The following is a 25,069-nucleotide window of genomic DNA, read 5'->3' on the forward strand; positions in this document are numbered from 1 at the left end:
GAAATCTCCCTCATCCTGTTTGCGCTAGCTTACTATGACAGATTTAAAATTCGCACTTTATCGACAGCATTGAACAAATTAAATTGTGTATACTTGTAAAAAATCATTCATGCTAAAAATAACAAGGGGTGACTATGATATTGAGCCAGTTGTGTCGTCTACTCTTTTGTTTAGCCTTAAGCATTAGCGCATTTACTGCGGCTATCGCCCAAGATAAAGTTCAGTCGCCAGCGATTCCCGAGTCAATTCCGACAATTCATGTCGGTGGTTATCAATTTGCTCCCTATGTCCATCAACAACAAGACGGCCGTTACACAGGTCTCACACTCGATATCATTAATGCATTAAATCAAGTACAACAAGAAGTGGTCTTTAAATTTGCCGTCACCAGTATTGAGCACAGATATAAAGCCTATTCCTTAGGTCGCTTCGACATGATGCTCTTTGAGAATCCCGCTTGGGGATGGCAAAAAATAGCGACTCAGTTTATTCCGCTACATATGATAGATGGTGAAGTCTTTATTGCACTTAAAACTAAAGCTCATAACCAAAGCTATTTCAAAAACTTAACCAACAAGTCAATTGCGTTCATCAAAGGATATCACTACCAGTTTGCCCACTTTGAAACCGATGCGAACACGCTGGCAAAGCATTTTCGTCCCTTGTTCGTCAGTCACAATAACGCCTCTATCGAAAGCATTCTGCGTGGACGCGCCGACATAGCACCCGTGACTAACTCTTACTTACAGTATTATTTAAAGGTTCATCCAGACGAGAGGAAATTACTTTTAATATCAGATGAATGGGACCAAAAATACGCCAATGGTATTTTACTCAACCCCAGTTCACAGCTCGATAGCAAAAGGCTCTCACACTGGATTGAACTGCTCATCAATAATGGTAAACTCGCTGAACTCGCCGCCCAATACGGTATTCAATTAACCCCATAATTCGCTGTTTATTTTTTCAAACTCTTACGCTTCAATCGCGATGATTTATCAAGTTCTCATGAGCAATTTACGCGGCAGACAAGAGTGGCCCTAGCATAGCCAAAATACCAATGAGCAAGAAAATCAGCGCTTGCACTATGATCATCTGGCCACTATTTGGTGGACTCAGAGTGGCAATGTAAAACTGCCAAATCGCAAAGATCCCGTAGTTCATCCCGAGGAATAGCAACAGGCTAAAGGCATACATCCCAGGGATCACCTTTAGTGCACAGGCTAAAAGTGCAGCCGTTGAAACCACAAAAAATACCGATTGGCAGTGAAATAAGCACAGTAGCATTTGCTTGCTTTGCTGTGACACATTTGCCTTCAAGAGTGGCGCCAATAAAACCCGCTTACCATAGATTAAATGGTACCCACAGACTCCAGCACTCAAAACAGTCGCTGCCATTATTGTTAATACCATAGTGCTCCCATTTAGTACTCATATTTGATTATCTTTGAATATCGTAAACTGAACTAAGAATTTAAAACTGGGGAGAATTTAAAACCAAGGCTTAAATACTTGACCATGTAACTAGGACCCTAAAAACTGCGGTTGAGTTTCAGCCGAGCGAAAATAAGCAACATGGTTCTAAGCCCCTAAACCAAACGGAGCTAAAATCTATGGGAAAACCGACTCAATATGAATGACCCCATCAGCTCCTTAGTGCTTGTACTTTAAATCAAAAAAGGAGCCATCAGGCTCCTTCTCTTCACAATCCGTAAACGATGATCCTGACTAAAACCTACGATTACATAGTCGCCATAGTCCAATAATTTAAACGCTTTTGTGGATCGGCTAACAGGTTTTTACATTCTTCTTTATATTTACCCATTAACGCACCTAAGTTGCTTGACCCACCTAAGCTTTCGATTTGACGGGCTTTAGCATCGGCAACCGCTTGAGTGACCTCAGCTTCAGAGCTGTATTTCTTAGCTAAATTCTCAGACTCAATTTTAGAACTTTTTAAACGCTCACCCACGGCCTGCATTTGCGGTGCATTCATCGCGCCAATGGCTTCTGAGCTAATTTGATAGTAAGCGGCACATTCAATGGCTTCTTTACTAAACGCTTTTTCTGCTTCATCAGCCCAAACTGCAGTACTGGCACTTAAGACTAAACCACCTAATACTAACGTTTTTACCTGAGTTAACATGTTACTTTTCCTTTTAATCGCCATAAATAAACCTACTCAAGCCCTCGGTGGAGCTCAAGTTCGTAGATATAAAAATCTTGGTTACGCACAAACCCTAAACCTTCATACAAGCCCTGCGCGCGCTGGTTTTTTTGCTGTGTTTCTAACATCAAATAACTCATATTATGCGCTTTGGCATAACTGGCGGCCTGTAGCACTAACGCCCGCCCAATACCGACACATCGGGCATGTTGAGTCACATACACATCATTGAGGATCAACATAGGGGCCAAACGTAACGATGAAAAACTGGGATACATTTGAACAAAACCTAATCCAAGCCCTTGATTATCTTTGGCTATAAATATCACCGATGAGCCATCTGACACTCTTGAATGAATAAACTGCTCCGCAGCCGCGAGATCATCCCTACGCCCATAAAACTGTCGGTACTCATTGAATAACACTGCAACCTCATGGACATGAGTCACATCTACTCGAGTTATGATGCTTGCCATGGGCTTTTCCTATTTATCATTAGAGTGTTAGCGGTCGTTGTCGCAATCGAAATTGCAGACTGTTTTTCACCGTTGGCCACTCGGTATCAATAATGGAATACACCACGGTATCGCGGATCGTGCCGTCCTTAAGAATCTTATGATTTCGCAATACACCATCTTGCTTAGCGCCCAGTCTTGCAATAGCTTGTCTCGAAGCTTGGTTATGCCAATGAGTACGAAACTCAACGGCAATGGCGTCTAAGGTTTCAAAAGCAAAGGTCAATAACAGCAGTTTAGCTTCAGTATTAATCCCAGTGCGCTGGGCACGTTTAGCATACCAAGTGTATCCAATCTCAAGACGGCGATTATCAGACTCCCAGTTGCAAATTCGCGTGCATCCGACGATTTCCCCTGACACTCTATCCCGCACCGCAAAGGGAAAACTCTGGCCCTGCGCTTTTTCTTCGAGCGCTTTAGCCACATAGAGCTTCATCTCAGTTGGCTCAGGAACACTGGTAAACCATAAACGCCAAAGTTGACCATCTGTGACGGCGAGACTCAATGCCGCCACATGGGACAAAGATAAGGGCTCAAGTACAATATGCTCACCACTTAAACAACCTAAGTTATCTTCACAGCCCACAGTATCGCCTCCGTTAGATGATAGAAAAGTGTGTTGTAGCGCACGTTTTTATCTAGCCTAACATTAAACGAGAATAAAAAAACACCCTATTTTCAGCATGATTGGACAAATTCATTCCATTGTTGGCGGCTTAGATTACCTAAAGCTTAAGAGTGTAAAAAAATTTGAAAAAATGAGTAGAAGGTAGTTAAAACAGGTTGGAATAAATACTGCTGCGGAAGAACACGCCGTGATGGCCAATCAATATCCGAGAAATAGCCAATGACATTGCGCAGTCGCGATAAGTGATTGGTGATTGGTGATGACTATGACCAAAAGCGACAATCGAGAGCAAAAACACCTAAACCAGTGGGCAGCATTTAGGCGTTTGTTATCTGGTGAAGTTAAAAGCTAAAGTTAAAAGCCATGCACGCTGTTACTGACCCTAAACCAGCCCGCAATACTATTACGCTGGGCCAAGGTTTTGGTCACCTCATGGGGAAAACGCTCACTGAGGAAAATCACAAAATGGCCCATTTTAGGCGCGATGCGCTCAATCTCAATATCGGCTTCATCATAGATAATCAACTCACCACAATCTGCCGCTTTCCAGTCAGGATTTAAGAAAAACACTGTGGTTAAAATACGATTTTGGCTGCCTTTTAGCGCATCAACATGTTTTTTATAAAAGGCCCCAGGCTGATATACCGCATAGTGGCTTTCATAATCGAATAAGCCCATAAACAAGCGACGATTCAAGCCATTTTTGAGTTGTGTCATCAACTCAAGATACTGGGCATCAGGCTCATTTTGCTCTTCTAGCCACTGTATTCTGTCACGACGAATGTCTGGATTTAAGTGCTGTTCAGAACCTCGACCAATAGAGGCAGCTTTTAATTCATATATTTCAGTTGATTGAATTTTTTCCAATAGTACTTGGCTAATACAGAGAGGAACTAAGTCAGATAAAAAGATATAGCCTTTGTCTACCAAGGCATCAGCGATCACGTCCAGCATTGCTTCACTTAATTGCGAAACCATTATGCTACATCCAAAAAAGGGCTACGCTTTTGCTGTACTCAAGGGCTCAAGGAGGGATTAAGTGAGCCTGATTTTCGAGGGGCGTCGATAAGAGATATGATTGCCATATCTCAACGATAAATTTTGCGAAATTCTAGAATAAAGAAGACGGAATTACAATAAAATAAAAACCTATATAAACAACACGTTAACGTTAACCAAACAGTTCAACAGGCGCATCATGATCACTAAGCTGCAAACAACGCTCAAAGTGTAATCCAAGTTTGTTCAGCAAAGCTTTTGAAGCACTATTATGGCTGCTAACAATCGCGACAATACGCTCAATACCTAAACTTTTACCTAAGTCAAAAGCGGCTTTCGCGGCTTCGAATGCATAGCCCTTGCCCCAATATTGCGGCAAAAAAGCATAGCCTATATCTACATTGTCCAGTGTCGGCCGTTTGATTAAACCGCAGATGCCAACGGTGAATCCATTCTCGGCGAGCACTACAGCATAAAAACCAAAACCGCACTCGGCATAACTTTTCATCGGTCCATTGACGATATAATCCTTAGCCTGCACAAGTGTGCGTACTCCTCTATCCCCGATATTCTCTATAAAGCCTTGGCTATTGAGCAAGACTAACATAAAAGAAGCGTCGGCTGGGGTTAACTGCCGCAGGATGAGTCTAGGAGTACGCGCAACTTGCATAGAATTTCTCCACTAAAAAAGAGGGCGGATTTATAAATAACGGACGTACTGACTGCCGTCCTTTTGCGGTTTCTTAGGAGCAGTAACGGCTGGCGTACCCACATACAAAAAGCCGACGATTTGATCGTGTGGCTCAAGACCTAAAGCAACATTCACATTCGCATCAAAGGCAAAATCCCCTGTACGCCACACTGCACCTAAACCTAAGGCGAAGGCAGCCTGCTGCATCGCCATGGTCGCGCAACCCGCTGCAATAAGCTGTTCAAGTACGGGGACCTTGGAATGTTGCTGCGTTTTCGCCACGACAGTAATCACCATAGGCGCGCGCATTGGCATGCCCTTAGCTTTATTGACAAAATCCTCATCGGCGCCGCTCGCTTTCGCTGCCTCAACAAAGATATCAGCCAAAGTATCTAACCCTTTTCCTACGGCAATAATAAATTCCCATGGCGCTAGGGCGCCATGATCTGGCACACGAATGGCAGCATCTAAGATGATTTTTAATTGACTCGCATCTGGAGCAGGAGCAGTTAATCGTGGGGTTGATTGGCGAGTGAGTAAAAGTTCAATAGCGTCCAAGTTCTTATCCTAGTTCGATATAAATTGCGCTCAAGCATAGCAAATTGCTGACAAAGAGGCATAAAAAAATCCCACCGCTTGAGTGGGATTTAACTTGTTGAGTGCACTTAACATCGAGTGGGCTTCAAAATTAAATGCGCTTGAAAATCCGATGCAGTTAACAATTGGGCCCGCTTGAGAAAGACTTACTTAATCCCACAGCGCTTAGCGATGAAATAATCTAGGCTAGTGTAACGACCACCGCCTAAGGTAAAAAGCGCCAGCAACATAATAAAATAGGTGATCGCAAACTCAATACCATTATTAAGCACAGCAAAATCACCTGAACTGGTCAGCCAGTCATAGTTACCGTGCTCCTGCAATAACTCTTTGGCTTTTATCAGTTTATCCCCTGCTTCAAGCACTCTGTCGTTGGCTAGCCAAGAACTACCATCTGCAATCGCTAACCAGCCATTTGGCCAATGCACAGTCAATGCGGCGACCAACATAGTGACCATTAAAGGGATTGAAATCAGTCGCGTCGCGAGCCCAAGCAGTAACAAGATAGCGCCAAAGAACTCAGTTCCCGCCGCCAGTCCTGCCATTAACGCCGGCATTGGCAGACCTAAGCCCCAATCGGGATTGGCAAACCAAGCAACCGTATCTTCAAAGTGAGCGAGCTTGTTATAGCCTGCTTGCATCAACACAGGTGCAAGGTAAATCCTAAGGGCTAATGGCGCTAAGCCTTCGAAATAGCGGCTCATATTGAGTAGTTTCTGATAAAGGGATACGAGTGGCATAAGGTCTCAATTTAGTAGTTAGTAGGCTGATTTATTGGCTTGCAGGAATAGACCCTAGCAAGGCAATAAATCTTTCATGGCCTAGGCTTCTTTTTCAATCGCTTCTTGATTCAGTTCCTTGAGATCTTGAATGAGTCCACCTAACTTTTTATAAAAATGCTTAGACTGCTGCTCCGATAAGCTCGCATTCATCGCCAACAGCAAAGTCCCAAATGCCTCAGTATTTTTACGTAAAAACACTTTATGTTGCTCTGACTTAAGCTCATCGGGCTGCGTCATCAGCAAGGTTAAACGCTCGGTTAATAATGTTTTATCGGCGCGCTGACCCAGTGCAACCTCAAACTGGCGTAACCATTCGTGTCTGTACTCAAGCCACATATCTAAGGTGGATAAACGCTGTTGATTATATTGGTGAATAAGCACTTTTTGCTCCGCAGTTACACTTCCAAGCCAATCATCAAATTGGGTTTGAAGGTTTTCATCGGCATCTTTTTGTAACTGTTCAGGGGTTTTACCCGCAAATTCTTTAACGAGCTCCTGCTCTTCCTCCCGTAATTTTGTGAGGATCTGCTTCACCTGTTCATCGGACAAAGACATTATGATAGGTAGAAGCTCGGGCAAGGCGAACTCAAACAATCGAAACCAGTGCCGCTTAGCAATATTCACATGATCTGCCCATAGCACTGGCGTTAACGTATTGGTTTTTATGAGGCCTTCGACTTCGGTCAATTGCACCACATAATGAGCTAACTCTTTGGATTGGTGCCAAATGACAAATTTTTCAATGAGGGCATCGAATGCCTTTTGCTGAGATTTATCTAAGGTAACATAATCCTCTTGCTCCCAGCCGATGGCCCAGTCGAGGAAATGGTAACTGAATTTAGTAGAGCAGGCGCTTAAGCCTAAGAGACACACAAGTAGCATCACGCCTTTTTTCATACTGAATAATCCATCCTAGAATTGTTGCTAATAAGACGCTTGAGACCATATAAAGTTGCTTTTTATATCAAATAAGTTTGTCTAATAAAGGTTTTCAGTATGTTCTACCCGCATGTCTCACCAATCGCGCGGTCAATGCCATAAGGGAATGAACCATTATCATCAGATGGAAACTAAGCACACGCAATAATGACTATTTGGGGGTGATCAGCGGCCAGAAGCAATCAAAACAAGCAAGGTAGTCGGCGCTACGACTGGGTTCTGTTTGCGCTGCCATCAATAATGCCCAGTAGCAAGCAAATACCCAATACATGTCAATAGCGGCAGGCACTGCCGTTACGGCTTGTGCAGTAACATAAGGATGTCCACTCAGATACTGTTTCACCAACACACTTTGCTGATAGGGCGTTAACGCATGGGTCGCTAACACTACAGCCAACTCACACAGTGGATGCGACGCCGTCGCATACTCAAAATCGATACAACACAAGCGGTTATTTTTAAGTAACAAATTATGGGGATTAAGATCGCGATGGCAAAACTGCGGCTTGATTATGCAGGCTGCTAACTCATCACACCAATGTTTGATGTCGATTTGAATTGCAAGCAGCTTAGCCACCCGCTCATTCCAATCGTGAGTATTGCTATAACCAATATCACTACCCTGCTTCAATGGCACAGCTCGCCTTAATACTGGCTCACTAAATGTTGCAGAAGCCTGATAGGCAAGCATTTGCTGGTGATATTCCTGCCACTGCTCAGTGATACTAATAGCATAAGGCCCTGTAGGCAGATTGCGTAATTGCAGCAATAACGCCAATAGCAAACAATGGACTTGGTTAGGATGCGTTTCTTGTTCTGCTGTCGGATACTGTAAATAATTAAACGTCGATTGCCCCAACACAAAATCAGCAGCACTCGTTTGGCGCTCTAACGCTGGCCAGTGGATTAAGCCTTCGTTTTCAATATCGTCACTTTCAATATAATCACTTTCAATAAAATCACTGAGGTAATAACGCTCATCTTCGCTCACCCACAACAGTTCAGGAGCAAGTTTAGCTTGAGCCAATTGCTGCCAGTAAAAACGCTCCTGCTGGCGGTTGCAAAAACTGTCCGCCGCATCCGCATTCACCCGCAGCACATAACACCCTGTTGGCGTAGTGATCTTATAATTATGATTACTCAAGCCGCCCGCAAGCTCATGAATACTTAACACGTTAACTAGCCCAGCACTTTTGAGTATGGGGTAAAGTGCTTTGAATGGCTCGCCCACTGAGCGCTGCATCGAGGCGTTTATATCGAGCATTAACTGAGTAACTTCAAGGTATTAGCTTCACGGGCGTCGGCTAACGCGGTTCGCCACAGGAAATACCCCACGACCGCCAGACCCACATAAAGCACGAATAACAAGGATGTCAGCATCAAGCCTTTGCTGAGATAAAGGTAAATCGACACTATGTCGATAACTACCCAATAAAGCCAATTCTCAAGTACCTTTTTTGCCACTAAATAAGTCGTCATCACGGCGAAACAGGTTGTCGCCGCATCTAGATACGGGAATGCGGCTTGGGTATACGTCGCCATACCGTGACCAACCAAAAGCGAAATCACGCCCGTCGCTGCGATCAACTTTAAATGGGTTTTCAATGGCCAAGTGGTCACTTTTACGCCTTGATGCTTATCACCACCTTGGGTCCAGAGCCAATATCCATAGAGCGCCATAGCCATGTAATAGACGTTAAGCACAGACTCCATCAGTAGCGACACCTTCCAAAACAACACACTGTAAATGGCGGTACTGGCAAAGGCCGCCGCCCAGCACCACACACTGGCCTTCATCGCCAGCAGTAAATATGCCATCGCCAACAATACCGCGAGGGCTTCCCATACGGTCATCACATGGACTTCACCAAAGGCCGTATTAACGCTCTCGACCAAGGTTAACCATAAATCTGTCATAGTGTTGTTCTCATTGCCTATTTGTCGCTTACATGGCGGTCAATCATTATTCGCTGTGGGCTAAATTCAGCTCACCACCGATAAACTTACACACAAATACCGCCTTGCCCCACTTCTCATGGGCCGCTTGCATCTCGGTCGCTAGCATAGTCATCACATCTAAATAATCGCCGCACACTTGAGTTGCCATCGCATTAGTCACGCGCTCGATATTGGGATAGCTATCCACGCGGCCAATAAACCACTTGATAGGATCGAGGTAATTTTCATTAAAGGGATACATGCTAATTTCTGCGGTCAGTTTCATTTTAATTCCTTGATATTCTGAAGTAAGGCTGTAGCCCAAATACTGGGCTACAGTTCAGTTAACACTTAAATGATTATGCTCATTTTAAAATGAGCTATTACATAAACTTAACGTTAAAGGTTACGCCAATCTGACGCGGATCGCCGTAACGAATATATTGCTTTTCCGCCCAACCGTTATCTGGCTCATTGCCAAAATAGAAGCCACGCACACCGTATTCTTCATTAAACAGATTGCGTCCCCATAAATATGCCGACCAGGCGCTCGCCTCATAACCCACGCGGGCATTGACGATAGTGTAGGGTTCAGAGCGGGATTCATTGCTGTCTGAATAATAGAATTCACTCTTACCGCTAAGATTCAGGTTCGCAAACCAACCCGAATTAGCACGATAAGTCCCGCCAAGGCTGTAGGTAAGATGTGGAGAATGGGCTAGATCGCGGCCAGTTAAATCCACCTCAGTGCCATATTTGTCCTGATACTGGTAGTCACCGTAGGCCGTTTCTAACCAACCTAAGCTTGAGTAAACTTGCAGATTATCCGTGGCATACCAGGTTGCATCTAACTCAGCGCCATAGTTATTCGAACTGCCTGCATTTTCAGTGAACAAGATAAAACGCTGTGGTTTATCGGGATCTTGCTGTGATGCAGCCACCTGTTGATCTTGTCTGTCCATATAGAACAGCGCCAAATTAGTATCGATAAGTCCCGCTAACCAATGGGATTTAAGGCCGATTTCATAGTTATAGAGCGTCTCAGTACTAAACTCTTTTTTATCGTTCAATTCGACGGGCAAAGTCATGTTGAAACCGCCCGCCTTGTAGCCGCGTGCGACTCGGACATAAGCATTGTGTGAGTCGTTCAGCACTTTACTCACAGCAATATGACCACCCCACATGGTTTCGCTCGGGTCGAAATTATCGTTATTCGTATCAGAGTAATGGCTGTTGCGGCGCTCTAAACGTAGCCCCACAGATAAAGCATAATTTGAGCCAAAATCCGTATCAAGCTGGCCAAACAGTGCATAGTTTGTCGCCTCATACTCTGAGTCTAAGACTTCATCTAGCGAAGTATTGTACTCAGAATACAATTGGTTATCTTCTTTCAGATTCATGGCATACACACCAAGCAACCAATCAGTACTCTCTGCAAAAATACGGCCCTGCTCGGTAGAACTTAGGCGAAACTCTTGCGACGCGGTTTTACGCTGACCCGTTTTATCCCAAAAATAATCGTATTGACACGGCGCCAGATTGCCATTGTCATCATTGCATTGCTTAGAGGCCCAATATTCTGAGTTAGCCCAATCGCCATCGTAACTGTAATGGTGATCGGTATTCGCAAAAGAGGTTAACGAAGTTAATTCGAAGTTTTCTGCGCCAAAATAGGTCGCTTTAAAACCCGCGCCTGTGGTACGTTGGCTATCAACACCCGGTTGATCCGATGTTGTCTGGGTTGGTGAATTGGTTAAACTCCACACATCATAGCCATTATCAAAATCGGCATGCAGCACAGTTAAATCAAACTGCAAATCATCTGTCGCATACCAGCGCAGCTTAGCGCGGCCGCTGAATTCATCGCGACCATTGGTATCATCACGGTCTAAATACAGGTTATCGTGGTAACCATTTTGCTGGTGCTGCTGCATTGACACACGATAAAACAGCTTGCCAGAATCCGTTAATGGGCCCGAGCTAAACCCGCTAAAAGTGCGTAAATCATCATCGCCTAACGACACTTCGCCGCCATGCTCAAACACATCAGTTGGATCGTTACTCTTCAGATAAATCAATCCCGCTAAGGCATTCGCGCCGTAACGCGTCCCCTGCGGTCCACGAAGCACTTCGACCTGCTGTAAATCGTACATGCTCGACACCATACCAATACCGGATAAATCGATATCATCTATGATGTAACCCACGGAAGAATTAGGTGCGCCTTGGTATTGTTCCTGCTCCCCTACACCGCGAATTTGAAAATATTTCGGCCGCGAGCTTCCACCTGACCAGTTAAAATTGGCGATAGAATTAAGCAGATCTTCAAAGTGTTGCGCACTTTCATCTTGAATTTTTTGACTGTCGATAACGGTAATGCTGGAGGGCATTTTTTCTAAGCTTGAACTGCGAAAATCCGCCGTCACCACCATGACTTCCATCTCAGTGCTGGGATCGGGTTTATCGATAGCGTCGGTTTGTGCAAATGCAGCAGTGCTCAGCGCTGCGGCGATGGCTAACGCCAGCGGCGCTCGGGCTAAAAATAAGCTTGGCGATACGGTTGAAAATGGAGATTGATGGTTTGACGTTTTACGGTTTGACATAGGACCTCAAATATAATGTTTGAGATCCGGCAACGAATAAGCGATTCAGAAGTGTGCTGTTGATTGGCCCATTCCTACGCCGGTATTAGCCGGATCAGGTTCTAAGGGTTCGTCAGATGACATCTCAGTTTGCAGCCGTTAACGTTAAAATCAGAGTAACATTAATGCACAACAAACACCCCTTGGCGGGGCCTAGTATACATGACGGAAATAAAAAGTGGGCACTCTTATCTCTGCGATTCAATTAAATGTCGCGAAAACCACTGCCCTTCAGTTCGTATGATGAAAATATCTTTAGTAGTAGCCTAAATCCTTTCGTCCATTTGACCGCCTATCATGATAATGCTATAGAAGGTCGCAATTTCGAACACAGTAAGAGGACAATAGTCGATGCAGCTAAAACCTTTATCGAAAGGACGTTATAGCCAGCGATGGGAGCAAGACTATCCACTTATTGAAGCGGTTGTACTTAGCTGTATCAGCGAAATAAAAATGCTCAAAAAAGGCGCTCACCTCATGACGCAGGGGGAAGCGATGGCATCACTTGTATTGGTGAAGCAAGGTCGAGTATCACTCGGTCATACCGCGAGAAATGGTCGGTGTTTTCAATTAGGTACTATTGATTGTGATTCACAACTGTTTGGCGAAATGGAGTTCTTCACCCAGTACCACTGTCAACTAGACATTATTGCCAGTGAACCCTTAGAAATCATGTTGATTAGCGCTGAAAAACTGCAACATTGCCTCGGTCAACACCCTCAACTCGCGCTATTTTTCGCTAGTGCAATTGCGATTGACTACCAAGACACAGTGGATATTTTTACTCGGCGACTGCTCTATCCCATCAGTTATAACGTGGCATTTGATATTTATCATGAATACTTAAATGACTTGCCTGTAGATGGCTTTAGTAAACGCTATTTAGAGGCTGAACGATTTGGCACTACCGACCGAGTCTACCGTCGGGCGCTACAAAATCTTGAGGAACGAGGCTTAATTGAGCGGAAAAAAGATGGCATTCGGATTTGTGATCTCAACGCACTCAAGAAATTTGTTGAAGCAGGCATATAACCGCTTTCAACATAACCCACACTCGACTTAATTTAACAACCGAGTGTGGGATGGATGCACAGGTAAATTAACTTACCGATGGCGAGTGTTGTTCTATAGCTGGTTTCATCCGACTTGAAACGATCAATAGCATAAATATCGCTGCGTAAAGCAGAGGAATCACATACATCACTGTTTGTAATCCGATAATACGTTCAAAGAAAGAACTGATGGCTGGGCTAAACATCGCCCCTGCACTTCCGCTAATAAGAATATATGACACATTTTTGCTGCTGGCTTTTTTTACAAAAGACACGCCATAAGCAATAAATGCATTATAAAGAGCAGCACACACAAAACCATAACCATAGGTTAAATAAGCTATCCAATTAAGATTATTGGTACTGACAATGGCAGCGGTGATCACCATAGCTAAAGCAATAATACCAACTAAGAAATGGTGAATTTTTACACGCGTCACAATCACAGTCGAAATTAATGCACCAATTAGCGCAGCGGACCAATACTGGGTAATAATATTACCGGCATCTTCAAACGGAATATCAAATTTTTGTTTTACAAATAAAGGTGCCCAAGTTAAAAAAGTATATAAAGCCAGCATTCCTAAAAATAAACCAATACCTCCACTAATAATGCCGAGATTCCATTCAGACTGTTGTTTCTCTTGTGTTGTAGAAGATTGCTCACAAATAGAGAAATGAGTGAACAAGGTAATAATGACTGTACCGAACGCCACTAAACCTACGGCTAAATAGCTATAACTCCATGATAATGAACTTGTTAATGCATAAGTCGTTATTAATGGAAAAATAACGCCTGCAATATTAAACGTTGCATCTTGCACCACTAACATTGTGCTTTGTAATTTCTCTTGCCACACAGACACCACAATCGTACCAGTAATACATAGACCGATACCGCCACAAAAACCAATTAAGGTCATTGCTACCATCACAGCTTGTAGAGAACTGGTTAGATGTAAAGCCAGAGCAGAAAGAGCAACCAGACTGTAACTTATCAAGGTCATTCTTTTGATACCCATTTTTTCAATAAAGAAAAATGCTGCAATCGTTCCCGCGAGTGCACCGCCATTAAGCAATGAAAAAATTGATGCAACTTCGTTAACATTAGCGGCAAATTTCTCAGCTATGGGTTCAATCAACATCCCAAATTGGGTCGCAAAGCCCGCCATAATAAAATTGGCGAGAAAACTGATGGCTGTTAAAGTAATTTTATTATTCATTATGTCATTCCATAAGTGAAATGCTAAGGGTTCAAAGGATGGCTTTAAACCTAATTGAGGGCGGTTTCTAACGCGAGCTCGATCATATTATTAAAAGAGAGTTGGCGTTCTTCGGCCGTAGTTTCTTCACCGGTTAAACAATGATCCGATACCGTTAAAATGGCTAATGATTCGATACCTTGTTGGTGTGACAATCCATAAAGCCCCGCCACTTCCATATCAATACCTAATACCCCAAAACGTTCAAGTGCGGGGATCATATCTTCATCGGGATCGTAATAAAGATCACCACTAAAGATATTGCCAACTTTTACACTAATGCCTTTCTCATTCGCTGTTGTATAGGCTTTATGCAATAAAGAAAAGGTCGCAGAAGTTGCCATTTGGTAGCCACTACTACGCTTAGCGTTAGTAGGTGAATCCGTGCCTGCGGCTTGGGCTAAAATGACATCTCGCATTTGTACATGTTTTTGTGTTGCACCTAAACTGCCAATACGAATAATGCGTTTCACGCCAAAATAATTAATCAGCTCATGGCCATAGAGCACCATAGATGAAATACCCATACCATGACCCATAACGGAAATGCGCTGTCCTTGGTAAAAGCCCGTGTAACCAAGCATATTGCGAACATTCGTGACTTCTACGGCATCGGTAAGATAGGTTTCAGCGATATATTTAGCACGGAGTGGATCACCCGGCATAATAACAGTTTCAGCAAAATCAGTAGGTTGAGCATTAATATGAGCAGTCATCTTTCTATCCTCATGTGGTAATATGCTGATAGTAGTGCTCAATCACTGAATGTATTTAGGACTAAAGTCCGGATTTCACCTTGCCGTAAACCTTTTTGCTTAAAAATGGGTAATTTATCGCAACTTTCAATGTCAAAAAGACGAAAGCTAATAACATTTGAGTGACCTTAAGGTCATTGAAAGTTGATGTAAAACGAATAAAAAGGCTTACTCCTTAAAAGAAGTAAGCCATTTTAGAACGGGTTTAATATCAAAAAATCAATTAAACACGGAATAAACTAAACAGAAGCAAACTCAAGCTTAGTTTGAAAAGGTTTCACGCACGTATACATCAAATTTAACCACTTGGGCATTAGGTGCAACAGCGCCGACTTGCAATTGCTGTTTACCGTGTAATTTCACCGATTTCCAGCTGGTCGCTTCATCTTCGATAGTAAAGCCGCTGGCATCGTACCAAGTGAATTTATATTGCACACGCATATCGGACGAGGATTTACTAACAATCAACGCTGTACCCTGCACTAAATCACCGACTCGGCGTGCATCCACACTCTGTACCGCAATATCTCGAGCAAAGCTGGAATTATCGACGCGGGTTTCACCCAGTGAACTCACTGAAATCCCTGCGGTATGTGAGGCACAAGCACCTAAGGTAAGCGCTGCGGCCAGTAATAACCCTGTATAAACTTGTTTCATATATTTCTCCTAGTCACGCCACAAAATACGCAGCTAGCGCATCATTTCCCATTAAACGACAAACTAATCGAACAGTGCTGAACTCATGCTTAATAACATAGGCTAAATAAAGCATTCTCAATCTAAAATAGTGAATCAGTCATGCTTCATCAATCTAAACTTAATCAGATTAATCAATCAAAAAATGTGCCCGTGCCGTAGCAATAAGCTGCTTACGATTGGTTTGCCAACAATCAATATTCACGTTGGCGACTCGTCGACCCTGACGGGTAATACGACACTCAGCAAAACTATCCTTGTGCAGACCTGCACGTAAATAGTCGATTGAAAAATCAACGACTTTAGGCACCTTTGCCGTTTGCATAAATACCATTAACTGCACTATCGCTGACATTTCCATAAAGCCCGCAATCACGCCGCCATGAATAGCGGGCAACACAGGATTACCGATATTGTCGTCTTTAGCGGGCAATTTAAAAATCAGTTCATCACCAAAACGCTCCACCTTCATGCCAATAAATTTGGCATAGGGAACGTGCTCAAGTAAATGGCCAAAATCATTAAGTTCAGTGGCGCGTTTAACTATCCCTTGCACATCAATAGGCGCTTTAACCTGTGCGTTTTGAGTTGTACTGGCTGCATCTAGTATCGAATTATTTGCGCTCATCACTCTCTCCTATCGCAGGCACGGCTTCACCCATTAACGCTTGCCTAAAGGCATCACCGACCATTTCAGGACTTATCCGCATAAAAGAGCCGACGGCATGGGCGATGGGATCGTCAATACTGTCTTGATAAGCAATTGCACGGGTAAAGGCAATATTAGAAGACAACTTGTAGCATTCCGCAAATCCAAACACTGGCTTATGGGGCTTAGCGGGCTTCATGTAGTCCACCCGTAAATCGAGCGTAGGTGATATTTCTAATAATTTGAATTTATGGAAAATTGCGCTCACGACTGCACTGCCACACGCGGTATCCATTAAAGTAGTGATCACCCCACCATGGATAACACCGGTATCGGGATACCCAATTAATTCAGTGCTGTAGGGCAACTCAATCAACACATGGTGCTCACTCGCCTCCAATACGGTTAAACCGAGACGGCGACACTGAGCTAGTTGATCCACAAACCGCTGCGCCATTTGGGTCAGCGGGAAAAAATCCGAATTGACCTTCATTTGTCTTGGCTCAACATGGGCCCCAGAGGCTCCCCGCCCACAAGGTGGAAATGAATGTGATAGACTTCTTGTCCACCGTGTTGATTGCAGTTCATGATCAGTCGGTAGCCATCTTTAGCGATACCCGCTTCCGCCGCCAATTTAGCCGCAACCGTCATCATACGGCCAAGTACCGGCTCATCAGAGGCTTTCATGTCGTTCGCCGTTGGGATCAAATTATTCGGCACAATCAAAATATGCGTTGGCGCCTTAGGGGAAATGTCTCTAAAGGCAGTCACAAGTTCATCTTGATACAGAATATCCGCGGGAATTTCGCGACGAATAATTTTGCTGAAAATAGTTTCTTCGGCCATGGGGCGTCCTCCTTGGGTTAGTTGGCATAGTATACTAGCAATTCAATACTTTGTGTCTGCAGATATTTTGCTTTTCATTTGCCAGTTGCAGGCATTTTTGGCAGCATGGCCACCATTAAAACACTCAGGTTTTGCAGGATAAATATGATCCATTACCAGATAATCCCCGTCGATCCGAAAGCCCATTTATTCGCTGTCACTATGACATTATCACAACCCAAGCCAGTGCAGGTCTTTAGCCTACCCGCTTGGCTGCCAGGCAGTTACATGGTGCGCGACTTTGCCAAAAATATCATTGAACTCAAGGCACAAGATGCACAAGGCCAAACACTTAAGCTCACCCAACTAGATAAGCAAACTTGGTCGGTTGACAATAATAGCAGCGAAATTATTCTGACTTATCAAGTGTATGCTTGGGATCTGTCGGTGCGCACCGCGCATTTGGACATGACCCACGGCTTCTTTAACGGCAGTAGCGTGTTTTTATCTGCCCATGGTTTTGAAGACACTTTACATACCGTCTCTATAGAGCCACCAACAGAGCCAACATTAAGTGACTGGCACCTTGCTACCAGCATGACTCGCACCAGTGGTGACGATTTTGCCTTCGGCCAATTTTCAGCTAAAAGCTATGACGAGCTCATCGATCATCCGGTGGAAATGGGCTTATTCACCTTAGGGAGTTTTGATGCCTGTGGCGTGCGGCATGATATCGTACTCAATGGTCGCCACCGTGCTTGTATGCCAAGGCTCTGCCAAGATTTAAAGGCCATTTGTGAGTATCAGATTAACTTCTTTGGTACACCTGCACCGTTTAAGCGTTATTTGTTTATGACCACAATATTAGACAATGGCTTTGGCGGTTTAGAGCACAGAGCTTCTACTGCATTAATGTGTTCACGCAAAGACTTACCGCTGTCGCTAGATATGCCAATCAATAATGACTATCGCACTTATTTATCCCTGTGCAGCCACGAGTATTTCCACAGCTGGAACGTTAAGCGCATTAAGCCTGAATGCTTTTTACCCTATAAACTTGATGCAGAAACCTATACGCCACAATTATGGGCCTATGAAGGCATCACCTCCTATTACGATGACTTTCTTACCTATCGTGCAGGTCTGGTAGATGAACAAAGCTATTTAGATATGCTGAGTGAAACCTTCACCCGTGTCTATCGCAGCCAGGGACGCTTTAAACAAAGTGTTAAGGACTCAAGCTTTAATGCTTGGACTAAGTTCTACAAGCAGGATGAAAACGCACAAAATGCCATCATCAGTTATTACACTAAAGGGGCTCTGTTTGCGCTGTATTTAGATTTAACCCTGCGCAGCGAAACCCTGGGCAAATACAATCTCGACCATGTTATGCAGATTTTATGGCAGGAATATGCTCTGCAAGATAAAGGCACCACAGATACTTGCCATCAAGCCATCGTTGAACGACTACTTGGTCGTGATTGCCAAGATCTGTTTGCCTACTTAGATAGCACTGACGATATTCCGTTAGCGGCTTTACTCGCCGAATTTGGGGTCGACTTGAGTCTTCGAGCCAGTCAAGGTGCGCAGGATGTGGGCGGCGGGCAAACGAAAGGTTATGAGATTGCATTCGGCGCGAAAACCCAAGCAGCACCTATAGGATTAAAAATCGTGACTGTCATCCAAGGCAGCCCTGCACACCTTGCAGGGTTAAGTGCAGGTGATGTGTTAATTGCCGCGGATAACCTACAAGTCACAGGACAATTTGAGGCGCAGCAACAGCAATATCCGCTGGGTGAATCCTTGAATCTACATTGGTTTAGACGGGATGAATTGATGACGGGTGAGTTAACTATTGCTGCCGCGCCTAAGGATACTGTCGCCCTATCCATTCGTGACAAAAGCAAAATAGCGGCTTGGCTTGGACGTTAATAGACTTTCGGCTTAAGAACACTTTTGAGAAATAATAAAAGGGGCTTTAGCCCCTTTTATCTGAGATAAGACTTAACTTAAACGTATATCCGTTTGTATATCAATACTGATATCGACTTAAACCACCACATCGTGCAAATAGGTTTGTGCCCACGCAATCGCTTGACCACGGCTAGACACTCCAATTTTACGGAATACTCGGTACAAATGGGTTTTTATCGTGCTTTCACTGACAAACAACTGATTGGCGATATCTAAATTAGTACTTCCCGTCAACAATGCTTGTAATACTTCACGCTCACGGATAGTTAACGGTTCAGTGTCTTCGAACAACCCAAAATCATCATTTACCCCATTAATGAGCTGTATTGGGATGACCCTATGACCTCGTAAAATATTCGAGAGTCCCAGGCTTATTTCAGTTAAACCTGCATCGAGATAAAACACCCCTGCAGTTGTGGCAGCTTGCATTAAGAAACGTGCATCCACTTGTTTAGGGAACTGCAAATAGACAACTCGTACACTCGGTTGCTCACGGGCAAGTAAACGCTGAAATTGGTGGGCTTTTTGAAGATCAACAGTCGCTAAATCGATCACGACCATGGAGGCATTATTATCTTTGATTTTCTCACACATCTCATCTGGGCTGACTTGGGTCAACTTAACGAGAAACTCCTGCGGCCAACGTCCTGCGAGCAATTCCATCAATACTTGCGATCGTGACACTACAATCCAATGTAATATTTTGAACATCCTGCTCACTCCCTGTCTGGTTAACGATTATTCACTTTAAGGATCTAAGATCCTCCAAATACGACTTCAACATCCGTTCAATAGACTTCCAAGTCTACCGTGATCACGATATTAGCATTAGATAAAACAGATTAAAAAGACTTACGTAAAAAATATTTACCGTACGCAAATCAAAAACTTCTAACACTTTCGTTGACTACACTATCAATCAGAAGTCTTAATTGAAACTGAAAAAAGTTACTGAAATTTTAGGATAAAAGCGTAAGATCATACCAACACAAAAAATAAGGAAATTCCATGTCCAGCAGTAAGCCCACCGCTTTTGAAATAAAATCCTATCCTGTGTGGGACAAACCGACGCGATTATTTCATTGGATTAATGTCATTCTTGTACTCGCACTCATCTTAGTCGGTGGCATCATGATGTATCGCACTGAGCTAGGCATATCTGAGTTAACAGGTAAAATTGGCTTGAAAACTTTACACGTGTGCATAGGATATGCGTTTGCAATAAACCTCATCGTCCGCCTTGTGTGGGGTTTTATCGGTAACAAATATGCGCGTTTCAGCCACATGTTTCCCAATGCTAATAGCAAAAGCGAATTAATAGCTTATAAAACTGAATTAGCCGCGGGGAAAAATCCGCAGTATTTAGGTCATAACCCTAAAGGTAAATTTGCCGTGCTGACCATCATGTTGCTATTAGTGACCATAATGATCACTGGACTTTTACGTGCAGGTACAGATATTTATTATCCACCGCTAGGTAGTGCTGTACAAAGCTATCTTGCCGATACCGATGTCGAACCAACAAGCTTAAAACCCTATGATGCAACGGGTGTGAACGCAAAAAAAGCGGATGCACTTAAACCAATGAAAGGATTGGCAGGTCAAGTGCACGTCTATGCGGTTTATCTATTGTTACTGCTGATGTTATTACATGTATTCGCAGTGATTTATACTGAAGTAAAACGTCAACCAGGGATTATTTCAGCCATGTTTTCGGGTAAAAAAATCATCCTAGGCCAACCCAAAGATGAGTAATGAGTGACTTTAGTCATAAAAATAACGCCAGCTATTCGCTGGCGTTATTTATTTAGACATGAAGGTATATACCAACTTTTCTAAACGTATTTTTGAGATTATTTTTTCAGAACAGTTGCTGGGGTACGACCATCATCATGGCAACTTTCACAGGTAGGTTTTTGGCCGACATTCATATCATGTACCGCATGACAATCTGCACAGACTAAATTACCGTCATGTGGCTTATGCACAGCGTCCATTTCAGCATAGGTACCATGACAACTTTGGCACTGTGCAAATTCAAAGGCACCATCCGCAGAAGGTGTACCATCTTTATGACAGCTTTCGCATCCACCTGACTCAGCATGGAAATCAGACAATTTTTGATCTGCAGCAAATGCGGTTGGCGACAGCGCTAACGCTGCAAGACTTGCCCCGAAAAGCGCACTTAATAGTTTTTTGCTCACAATAGTATCCTCCAATGGCGATTGTCAGTGGAAATTCTTGTCAGGGTGACTTCCATCTCTCAACCAAAATAAATAGCACGACTCGATATAACTTAGCTAAGGATGAACGAATAAGCAAACCCAAACTAAGCGACACAACTTTATCAACATACTCAAGGGTAAAATGTGCGCTGCATCATGTAACCACATGCTTATATAAGAGTTTTACATCTACCTAACCTAGAGGCTACATAATGTAAATCCCTAAACTGGCAAGCGACAGAATAAATCCCCCTTAATCTAAAACTAAAAGCTCGATTCATGATGATACTTAAGACAAAGTGATAATAAAAAGGAATGACAATAAGTGAATGGGTACAGAGTACTAGACGAGGATGCTTTAAATAGTGAAGGCACAACATTCAACCAAAACGCCTCTGGCACTTAATTCAAATGCCAGAAGGAATTAGCGATAACGGTTAACTCGCCCACTATAACCAATGATACAAATAGCTATTAGACAGGTAGGCATCAACTCGCATCAAGTTTATTGTCAGCCTCAAGCTCTGTTTTAGGCCAAGCGTTAATCACGGCTTTGACTAACGATGCTAATGGAATGGCAAAGAATACTCCCCATACACCCCATAAACCGCCAAAGACTAAAACGGCCGCTATGATGATCACCGGATGCAAATCCACCGCATCGGAGAATAAAATAGGCACGAGTAAATTACCGTCGAGCGCCTGAATAATACCGTAACCCAACATTAAATAGCCAAATTCAGAACTAAAACCCCACTGAAAAAATGCCACTAGGGTGATAGGTAATGTAACTAAGGTTGCACCGACATAAGGGATCAATACCGATAACCCAGTTAACACACCGAGCAAAGCCGAATATCGCAGTCCCATCAAGGCAAACAAAATATAAGTTGCGACACCAACGACCACGATTTCGATCACTTTGCCACGAATGTAGTTAAAAATCTGTTGGTGCATTTCAAACCACACTTTACGCGCTAGCTGGCGATTTGCGGGAAAAAATCGCTTACTGCCGCGAATCAGTTGATCTTTATCTTTTAAAAAGAAAAACACCAGTAAGGGCACTAAAATCGCGTACACCATCAAGACGAGTAAAGAAGCTGAATAACCGATTAATTGCTTAGCAATATCCAACACATGTTGAGTATCGAGCAATTTTTTAAGCTCACCAACCATCAGATCTAACTGCTCTGGATTGATAAATCGTGGATATTGATTGATCAGCGTTTGTATTGTCAGCAGGCCTTTATCTATCATGCTAGGCAAGTCGGCAATTAAGCTAACACCTTGACGCCACACACTCGGAATTAAGCCAAATGTCAGTAAAACCACTATTCCCAAAAACAACACAATAACCAAGGACGCACCAGCGGTGCGATTAATCCCCAATTTAAGCATTTGCGCCACAGGCCATTCCAATAGAAATGCCAACACAAGAGCGACCAACAGCGGAGCAAGTAAACCTGCCGCAAAATAAATCACTAGCGCGAGCCCGACAAGAATAGCCATTAAGGTCACAGCTTGTGGATCACTAAAGCGCTCTTGATACCAACGAGAAAAAACAGTAAACATGGATCATTCCAATAGTGATGGTTGGCGAGGCTTCCCAAACGCTCAGGAAAGTTTATTTATCATGATGTTATTCGAGACTTTACTCAGTTAGACTTTCGCTTCTACACATCAGCTAAATCAAAAAAATACTGACAAGAGTAAACAACCTAGCCTGAGCGGCACTCTGGCTCAGAATGAGGCGCTTGATGCTAGTCTAAGAGGATTTAAACATAAAAATCCTCAATTTATCCCTGAGATAGATCAACTTTGGTGACCATCAAGGCTAACAGACTTGCATCATTACGCAACTCTTGCACGACATGCCCTTGTTTTTTTAAATATTGGGGAACATCTCGCCGCGAACCAGAGTCTGAGAGTAAGATATGCAACTGCTCACCATCTCGCATTGGCTTCAATGCAAGCTTCACTTTCACTAAGGGTACTGGACAACGAAAGAGCGTTAAATCAATAAAAATCATAATGAACTTGCTATAGACGAACTTGGGCCATTATCCTAAGTTGCACCTCAAACTACAAGCTAAGTGCAGTATCTGCCTTTAGTTGAGATAATTAGAAATAAAAGGATCCGCTTGCGTAACTTGACTTTTTTGACTCGATTAAAACCTTTTGTTGCAGGCGCACTCTCCTTGATGCTGCTAACATTCGCCGCCAAAAGCTTTGCCAACAATGACTTACCGGATTTAGGTACGGCCGCAGTTAACACCTTCAGCCTTGAAAAAGAAATGGTTTACGGTGATGCTTATATGCGCATCATTCGCTCATCGGCACCTATGCTAAATGACCCCGTGTTGAGTCAATATCTTACCGAGCTTGGCAATAAACTGGTCGCCCATGCCACAGGCGTAAAAACGCCGTTTTATTTTTTCCTATTACAAAATGATGAAATCAACGCCTTCGCCTTCTTTGGCGGCCATGTTGCCGTGCACACAGGCTTATTTCTCAATGCCGACAATGAAAGCGAACTGGCTTCAGTATTAGGCCACGAAGTGACTCACGTTACTCAACGTCACCTTGCGCGTTCGCTTGAAGCACAGCAAAAAAGTAATCCTGCAACAATTGCCGGTTTACTCGGCGCCATTTTGTTAACTATTGCAGTACCACAAGCAGGTATGGCGGCACTTGCGACAACCCAAGCTATGGCGACACAATCGAAAATCAACTACACCCGTTTGCATGAAAAGGAAGCCGATCGCATCGGAATGCAAATTCTAGTGGATGCAGGCTTTAATCCTAATGCTGCAGCGGATTTCTTTGGTAAATTAGCCAGTCGTTATCGCTTTACCACAACACCACCACAAATGTTATTAACTCACCCATTACCTGAATCGCGGATCACTGAAGCCCGTAACCGTGCCGAGCAATACCCTAAACGTTATATCCCTGATAATCTTAATTTTCAGCTAGCAAAAGCTCGTATTCAAGTCCGTTTTTCCAGCTATAGCGACGAAGCAGTATTAAGCATGTTTGATCGGCAGCTCAACAAACAGACCTATACCTTCAAAGAGGCAGCACTTTATGGCAAAGCGCTGGCTTTATATAGATTGAAGAAGTTTAATGAATCAGAAAAAATCGTCGATGAACTGTTAAAAATCGATAATAACAACCTGTTTTATATAGACACTAAATCTGATTTACTGATCGAACGTAAGGACTATGCAAAAGCGATTACTATGCTCGAAGCCCAGCGTAAAATGAAACCAACGTCTCAAGTGATCAATGCCAACTTAGCCAATATATATATCGAAGCCGATCAAGCCCCCAAAGCAATTCCTTTGCTGGAGGATATGATTTTCCTCGATAAACAAAATGAACTGCCCTATCAATTGTTGACTATGGTGTATAAAAAAACCGGCAACCAAGCATTGGAATATTTTTCCACCGCAGAGCTGATGGCCTTAGGTGCTAACTATAAGGGCGCAATCGATCAACTTAACTTTGCCTACCGTGCATCCGAAAATAATCCATTACAGCTTGCACGTATTGAAGCACGTATTCGCCAGTTTAAAATGGCTGATAAAGAAATGGATGCGCTTAAGTAATAAGTTGTTTTACAAATAGATTAAAGACAATAACCCATTTATGCGCCCCGAACACACTGACGGGGCGCGGTTTTTTCTGTTATTATCCGCGCCATTGTTATTTCAGCCCGTATTGAGCCTCT

General features: G+C 43.4%; 28 protein-coding genes and 1 riboswitch. Of the genes, 5 read left to right on the forward strand and 23 right to left on the reverse strand.

Features of this window, described 5'->3' with window-relative positions; translation table 11 throughout:
* Window positions 1–134: 134 nt before the first annotated feature.
* A complete protein-coding gene (locus L5L91_RS00625; RefSeq protein ID WP_263235405.1) occupies window positions 135–950 on the forward strand; it encodes a substrate-binding periplasmic protein in 816 nt (271 codons plus the stop codon).
* A 67-nt stretch (window positions 951–1,017) separates the two neighbouring features.
* Here L5L91_RS00625 and L5L91_RS00630 read toward each other — a convergent pair whose 3' ends face one another.
* The 13 genes from L5L91_RS00630 to L5L91_RS00690 form a co-directional block, all read right to left on the reverse strand.
* A complete protein-coding gene (locus L5L91_RS00630; RefSeq protein ID WP_105252761.1) occupies window positions 1,018–1,413 on the reverse strand; it encodes a hypothetical protein in 396 nt (131 codons plus the stop codon).
* A gap of 328 nt (window positions 1,414–1,741) precedes the next feature.
* Window positions 1,742–2,146, reverse strand: coding sequence for a hypothetical protein (locus tag L5L91_RS00635; protein WP_105252762.1), 405 nt, complete (start codon window positions 2,144–2,146; stop codon window positions 1,742–1,744).
* A gap of 32 nt (window positions 2,147–2,178) precedes the next feature.
* Window positions 2,179–2,643 carry a GNAT family N-acetyltransferase gene (locus L5L91_RS00640; RefSeq protein ID WP_028760288.1) on the reverse strand — a complete coding sequence of 155 codons (465 nt, stop codon included), beginning with the start codon at window positions 2,641–2,643 and terminating at the stop codon, window positions 2,179–2,181.
* A gap of 19 nt (window positions 2,644–2,662) precedes the next feature.
* Complete coding sequence (locus L5L91_RS00645; protein WP_198572706.1) at window positions 2,663–3,268, reverse strand: GNAT family N-acetyltransferase; 606 nt, start codon at window positions 3,266–3,268, stop codon at window positions 2,663–2,665.
* 396 nt (window positions 3,269–3,664) lie between these two features.
* The gene (locus L5L91_RS00650; protein WP_173496565.1) at window positions 3,665–4,288 is read right to left on the reverse strand and encodes a 2OG-Fe(II) oxygenase; all 624 of its coding nucleotides are present in this window, start codon (window positions 4,286–4,288) and stop codon (window positions 3,665–3,667) included.
* A gap of 193 nt (window positions 4,289–4,481) precedes the next feature.
* Window positions 4,482–4,979, reverse strand: a complete 498-nt coding sequence (locus tag L5L91_RS00655) for a GNAT family N-acetyltransferase (RefSeq protein ID WP_263185969.1) — start codon at window positions 4,977–4,979, stop codon at window positions 4,482–4,484.
* Between the two features lie 30 nt (window positions 4,980–5,009).
* Window positions 5,010–5,558: an NAD(P)H nitroreductase gene (locus L5L91_RS00660; protein WP_263185968.1), complete on the reverse strand. Its 549-nt coding sequence runs from the start codon at window positions 5,556–5,558 to the stop codon at window positions 5,010–5,012.
* Window positions 5,559–5,743: 185 nt separating this feature from the next.
* Window positions 5,744–6,337, reverse strand: coding sequence for a DoxX family protein (locus L5L91_RS00665; RefSeq protein ID WP_263185967.1), 594 nt, complete (start codon window positions 6,335–6,337; stop codon window positions 5,744–5,746).
* A gap of 81 nt (window positions 6,338–6,418) precedes the next feature.
* Window positions 6,419–7,276 (reverse strand): DUF6279 family lipoprotein, encoded by an 858-nt coding sequence (locus L5L91_RS00670; protein WP_263235407.1) that lies wholly within the window; start codon window positions 7,274–7,276, stop codon window positions 6,419–6,421.
* 193 nt (window positions 7,277–7,469) lie between these two features.
* The gene (locus L5L91_RS00675; RefSeq protein ID WP_263235411.1) at window positions 7,470–8,582 is read right to left on the reverse strand and encodes a phosphotransferase; all 1,113 of its coding nucleotides are present in this window, start codon (window positions 8,580–8,582) and stop codon (window positions 7,470–7,472) included.
* Window positions 8,582–9,235, reverse strand: coding sequence for a nicotinamide riboside transporter PnuC (gene pnuC, locus L5L91_RS00680; RefSeq protein WP_173245362.1), 654 nt, complete (start codon window positions 9,233–9,235; stop codon window positions 8,582–8,584). Before pnuC ends, L5L91_RS00675 begins: the two co-directional genes overlap by 1 nt.
* Window positions 9,236–9,281: 46 nt before the next feature.
* Entirely contained in the window at window positions 9,282–9,542 is a 261-nt protein-coding gene (locus tag L5L91_RS00685; RefSeq protein WP_028760297.1) for a hypothetical protein, read from the reverse strand.
* 97 nt (window positions 9,543–9,639) lie between these two features.
* Window positions 9,640–11,859 (reverse strand): TonB-dependent receptor, encoded by a 2,220-nt coding sequence (locus L5L91_RS00690; RefSeq protein WP_263235416.1) that lies wholly within the window; start codon window positions 11,857–11,859, stop codon window positions 9,640–9,642.
* A 54-nt stretch (window positions 11,860–11,913) separates the two neighbouring features.
* A riboswitch (TPP riboswitch) is annotated at window positions 11,914–12,052 on the reverse strand.
* 197 nt (window positions 12,053–12,249) lie between these two features.
* On the opposite strand from L5L91_RS00690, the gene L5L91_RS00695 reads away from it, so the two are divergent.
* Complete coding sequence (locus L5L91_RS00695; RefSeq protein WP_012196926.1) at window positions 12,250–12,930, forward strand: Crp/Fnr family transcriptional regulator; 681 nt, start codon at window positions 12,250–12,252, stop codon at window positions 12,928–12,930.
* 67 nt (window positions 12,931–12,997) lie between these two features.
* Here the strand turns inward: L5L91_RS00695 and tsgA are convergent, their stop codons facing one another.
* The 6 genes from tsgA to hinT form a co-directional block, all read right to left on the reverse strand.
* Window positions 12,998–14,173, reverse strand: a complete 1,176-nt coding sequence (gene tsgA, locus L5L91_RS00700; RefSeq protein WP_263235420.1) for an MFS transporter TsgA — start codon at window positions 14,171–14,173, stop codon at window positions 12,998–13,000.
* A 50-nt stretch (window positions 14,174–14,223) separates the two neighbouring features.
* Window positions 14,224–14,928: a purine-nucleoside phosphorylase gene (gene deoD, locus L5L91_RS00705; protein ID WP_012196924.1), complete on the reverse strand. Its 705-nt coding sequence runs from the start codon at window positions 14,926–14,928 to the stop codon at window positions 14,224–14,226.
* A 300-nt stretch (window positions 14,929–15,228) separates the two neighbouring features.
* A complete protein-coding gene (locus L5L91_RS00710) occupies window positions 15,229–15,624 on the reverse strand; it encodes a YcfL family protein (protein ID WP_263138248.1) in 396 nt (131 codons plus the stop codon).
* A gap of 169 nt (window positions 15,625–15,793) precedes the next feature.
* Window positions 15,794–16,291: a PaaI family thioesterase gene (locus tag L5L91_RS00715; protein WP_168823948.1), complete on the reverse strand. Its 498-nt coding sequence runs from the start codon at window positions 16,289–16,291 to the stop codon at window positions 15,794–15,796.
* Window positions 16,278–16,805, reverse strand: a complete 528-nt coding sequence (locus L5L91_RS00720; protein WP_263163108.1) for a PaaI family thioesterase — start codon at window positions 16,803–16,805, stop codon at window positions 16,278–16,280. Before L5L91_RS00720 ends, L5L91_RS00715 begins: the two co-directional genes overlap by 14 nt.
* Complete coding sequence (hinT, locus tag L5L91_RS00725) at window positions 16,802–17,158, reverse strand: purine nucleoside phosphoramidase (protein ID WP_263163110.1); 357 nt, start codon at window positions 17,156–17,158, stop codon at window positions 16,802–16,804. The genes L5L91_RS00720 and hinT overlap by 4 nt, the downstream gene beginning before the upstream one ends.
* Window positions 17,159–17,302: 144 nt before the next feature.
* On the opposite strand from hinT, the gene L5L91_RS00730 reads away from it, so the two are divergent.
* Window positions 17,303–19,069, forward strand: a complete 1,767-nt coding sequence (locus L5L91_RS00730; protein ID WP_263235422.1) for a M61 family metallopeptidase — start codon at window positions 17,303–17,305, stop codon at window positions 19,067–19,069.
* 117 nt (window positions 19,070–19,186) lie between these two features.
* On the opposite strand, the gene L5L91_RS00735 is transcribed toward L5L91_RS00730, so the two are convergent.
* Complete coding sequence (locus L5L91_RS00735; RefSeq protein WP_028760305.1) at window positions 19,187–19,822, reverse strand: LuxR C-terminal-related transcriptional regulator; 636 nt, start codon at window positions 19,820–19,822, stop codon at window positions 19,187–19,189.
* Between the two features lie 297 nt (window positions 19,823–20,119).
* Between L5L91_RS00735 and L5L91_RS00740 the strand changes: the two genes are divergently transcribed.
* Complete coding sequence (locus tag L5L91_RS00740) at window positions 20,120–20,866, forward strand: cytochrome b/b6 domain-containing protein (RefSeq protein ID WP_263235424.1); 747 nt, start codon at window positions 20,120–20,122, stop codon at window positions 20,864–20,866.
* A 98-nt stretch (window positions 20,867–20,964) separates the two neighbouring features.
* Here the strand turns inward: L5L91_RS00740 and cctA are convergent, their stop codons facing one another.
* The 3 genes from cctA to L5L91_RS00755 form a co-directional block, all read right to left on the reverse strand.
* Window positions 20,965–21,315, reverse strand: a complete 351-nt coding sequence (cctA, locus tag L5L91_RS00745) for a tetraheme c-type cytochrome CctA (protein WP_105252823.1) — start codon at window positions 21,313–21,315, stop codon at window positions 20,965–20,967.
* Between the two features lie 510 nt (window positions 21,316–21,825).
* Window positions 21,826–22,908, reverse strand: coding sequence for an AI-2E family transporter (locus tag L5L91_RS00750; RefSeq protein ID WP_263235426.1), 1,083 nt, complete (start codon window positions 22,906–22,908; stop codon window positions 21,826–21,828).
* Window positions 22,909–23,132: 224 nt separating this feature from the next.
* On the reverse strand, window positions 23,133–23,366 hold the full coding sequence (locus L5L91_RS00755; RefSeq protein ID WP_263175986.1) for a sulfurtransferase TusA family protein: 234 nt from the start codon (window positions 23,364–23,366) through the stop codon (window positions 23,133–23,135).
* Window positions 23,367–23,477: 111 nt separating this feature from the next.
* Here L5L91_RS00755 and L5L91_RS00760 point away from each other — a divergent pair, with 111 nt between their 5' ends.
* Entirely contained in the window at window positions 23,478–24,947 is a 1,470-nt protein-coding gene (locus L5L91_RS00760) for a M48 family metalloprotease (RefSeq protein WP_263199100.1), read from the forward strand.
* Window positions 24,948–25,069 lie beyond the last annotated feature (122 nt).

The sequence above is a fragment of the Shewanella sp. SM55 genome, assembly GCF_025654025.1.
GTDB classification, from domain to species: domain Bacteria; phylum Pseudomonadota; class Gammaproteobacteria; order Enterobacterales; family Shewanellaceae; genus Shewanella; species Shewanella oncorhynchi.

Bases quoted from the DNA above. Each gene is read 5' to 3' on its own strand.
- L5L91_RS00750 (WP_263235426.1), bottom strand. From the start codon at position 22,908: ATGTTTACTGTTTTTTCTCGTTGGTATCAAGAGCGCTTTAGTGATCCA.
- L5L91_RS00625 (WP_263235405.1), top strand. From the start codon at position 135: ATGATATTGAGCCAGTTGTGTCGTCTACTCTTTTGTTTAGCCTTAAGC.
- pnuC (WP_173245362.1), bottom strand. From the start codon at position 9,235: ATGACAGATTTATGGTTAACCTTGGTCGAGAGCGTTAATACGGCCTTT.
- L5L91_RS00720 (WP_263163108.1), bottom strand. From the start codon at position 16,805: ATGAAGGTCAATTCGGATTTTTTCCCGCTGACCCAAATGGCGCAGCGG.
- L5L91_RS00685 (WP_028760297.1), bottom strand. From the start codon at position 9,542: ATGAAACTGACCGCAGAAATTAGCATGTATCCCTTTAATGAAAATTAC.
- L5L91_RS00630 (WP_105252761.1), bottom strand. From the start codon at position 1,413: ATGGTATTAACAATAATGGCAGCGACTGTTTTGAGTGCTGGAGTCTGT.
- L5L91_RS00755 (WP_263175986.1), bottom strand. From the start codon at position 23,366: ATGATTTTTATTGATTTAACGCTCTTTCGTTGTCCAGTACCCTTAGTG.
- L5L91_RS00735 (WP_028760305.1), bottom strand. From the start codon at position 19,822: ATGTTCAAAATATTACATTGGATTGTAGTGTCACGATCGCAAGTATTG.
- L5L91_RS00730 (WP_263235422.1), top strand. From the start codon at position 17,303: ATGATCCATTACCAGATAATCCCCGTCGATCCGAAAGCCCATTTATTC.
- L5L91_RS00670 (WP_263235407.1), bottom strand. From the start codon at position 7,276: ATGAAAAAAGGCGTGATGCTACTTGTGTGTCTCTTAGGCTTAAGCGCC.
- deoD (WP_012196924.1), bottom strand. From the start codon at position 14,928: ATGACTGCTCATATTAATGCTCAACCTACTGATTTTGCTGAAACTGTT.
- L5L91_RS00690 (WP_263235416.1), bottom strand. From the start codon at position 11,859: ATGTCAAACCGTAAAACGTCAAACCATCAATCTCCATTTTCAACCGTA.
- L5L91_RS00710 (WP_263138248.1), bottom strand. From the start codon at position 15,624: ATGAAACAAGTTTATACAGGGTTATTACTGGCCGCAGCGCTTACCTTA.
- L5L91_RS00675 (WP_263235411.1), bottom strand. From the start codon at position 8,582: ATGCTCGATATAAACGCCTCGATGCAGCGCTCAGTGGGCGAGCCATTC.
- L5L91_RS00695 (WP_012196926.1), top strand. From the start codon at position 12,250: ATGCAGCTAAAACCTTTATCGAAAGGACGTTATAGCCAGCGATGGGAG.
- L5L91_RS00640 (WP_028760288.1), bottom strand. From the start codon at position 2,643: ATGGCAAGCATCATAACTCGAGTAGATGTGACTCATGTCCATGAGGTT.
- L5L91_RS00635 (WP_105252762.1), bottom strand. From the start codon at position 2,146: ATGTTAACTCAGGTAAAAACGTTAGTATTAGGTGGTTTAGTCTTAAGT.
- L5L91_RS00715 (WP_168823948.1), bottom strand. From the start codon at position 16,291: ATGAGCGCAAATAATTCGATACTAGATGCAGCCAGTACAACTCAAAAC.
- L5L91_RS00655 (WP_263185969.1), bottom strand. From the start codon at position 4,979: ATGCAAGTTGCGCGTACTCCTAGACTCATCCTGCGGCAGTTAACCCCA.
- hinT (WP_263163110.1), bottom strand. From the start codon at position 17,158: ATGGCCGAAGAAACTATTTTCAGCAAAATTATTCGTCGCGAAATTCCC.
- L5L91_RS00665 (WP_263185967.1), bottom strand. From the start codon at position 6,337: ATGCCACTCGTATCCCTTTATCAGAAACTACTCAATATGAGCCGCTAT.
- L5L91_RS00740 (WP_263235424.1), top strand. From the start codon at position 20,120: ATGTCCAGCAGTAAGCCCACCGCTTTTGAAATAAAATCCTATCCTGTG.
- tsgA (WP_263235420.1), bottom strand. From the start codon at position 14,173: ATGAATAATAAAATTACTTTAACAGCCATCAGTTTTCTCGCCAATTTT.
- L5L91_RS00650 (WP_173496565.1), bottom strand. From the start codon at position 4,288: ATGGTTTCGCAATTAAGTGAAGCAATGCTGGACGTGATCGCTGATGCC.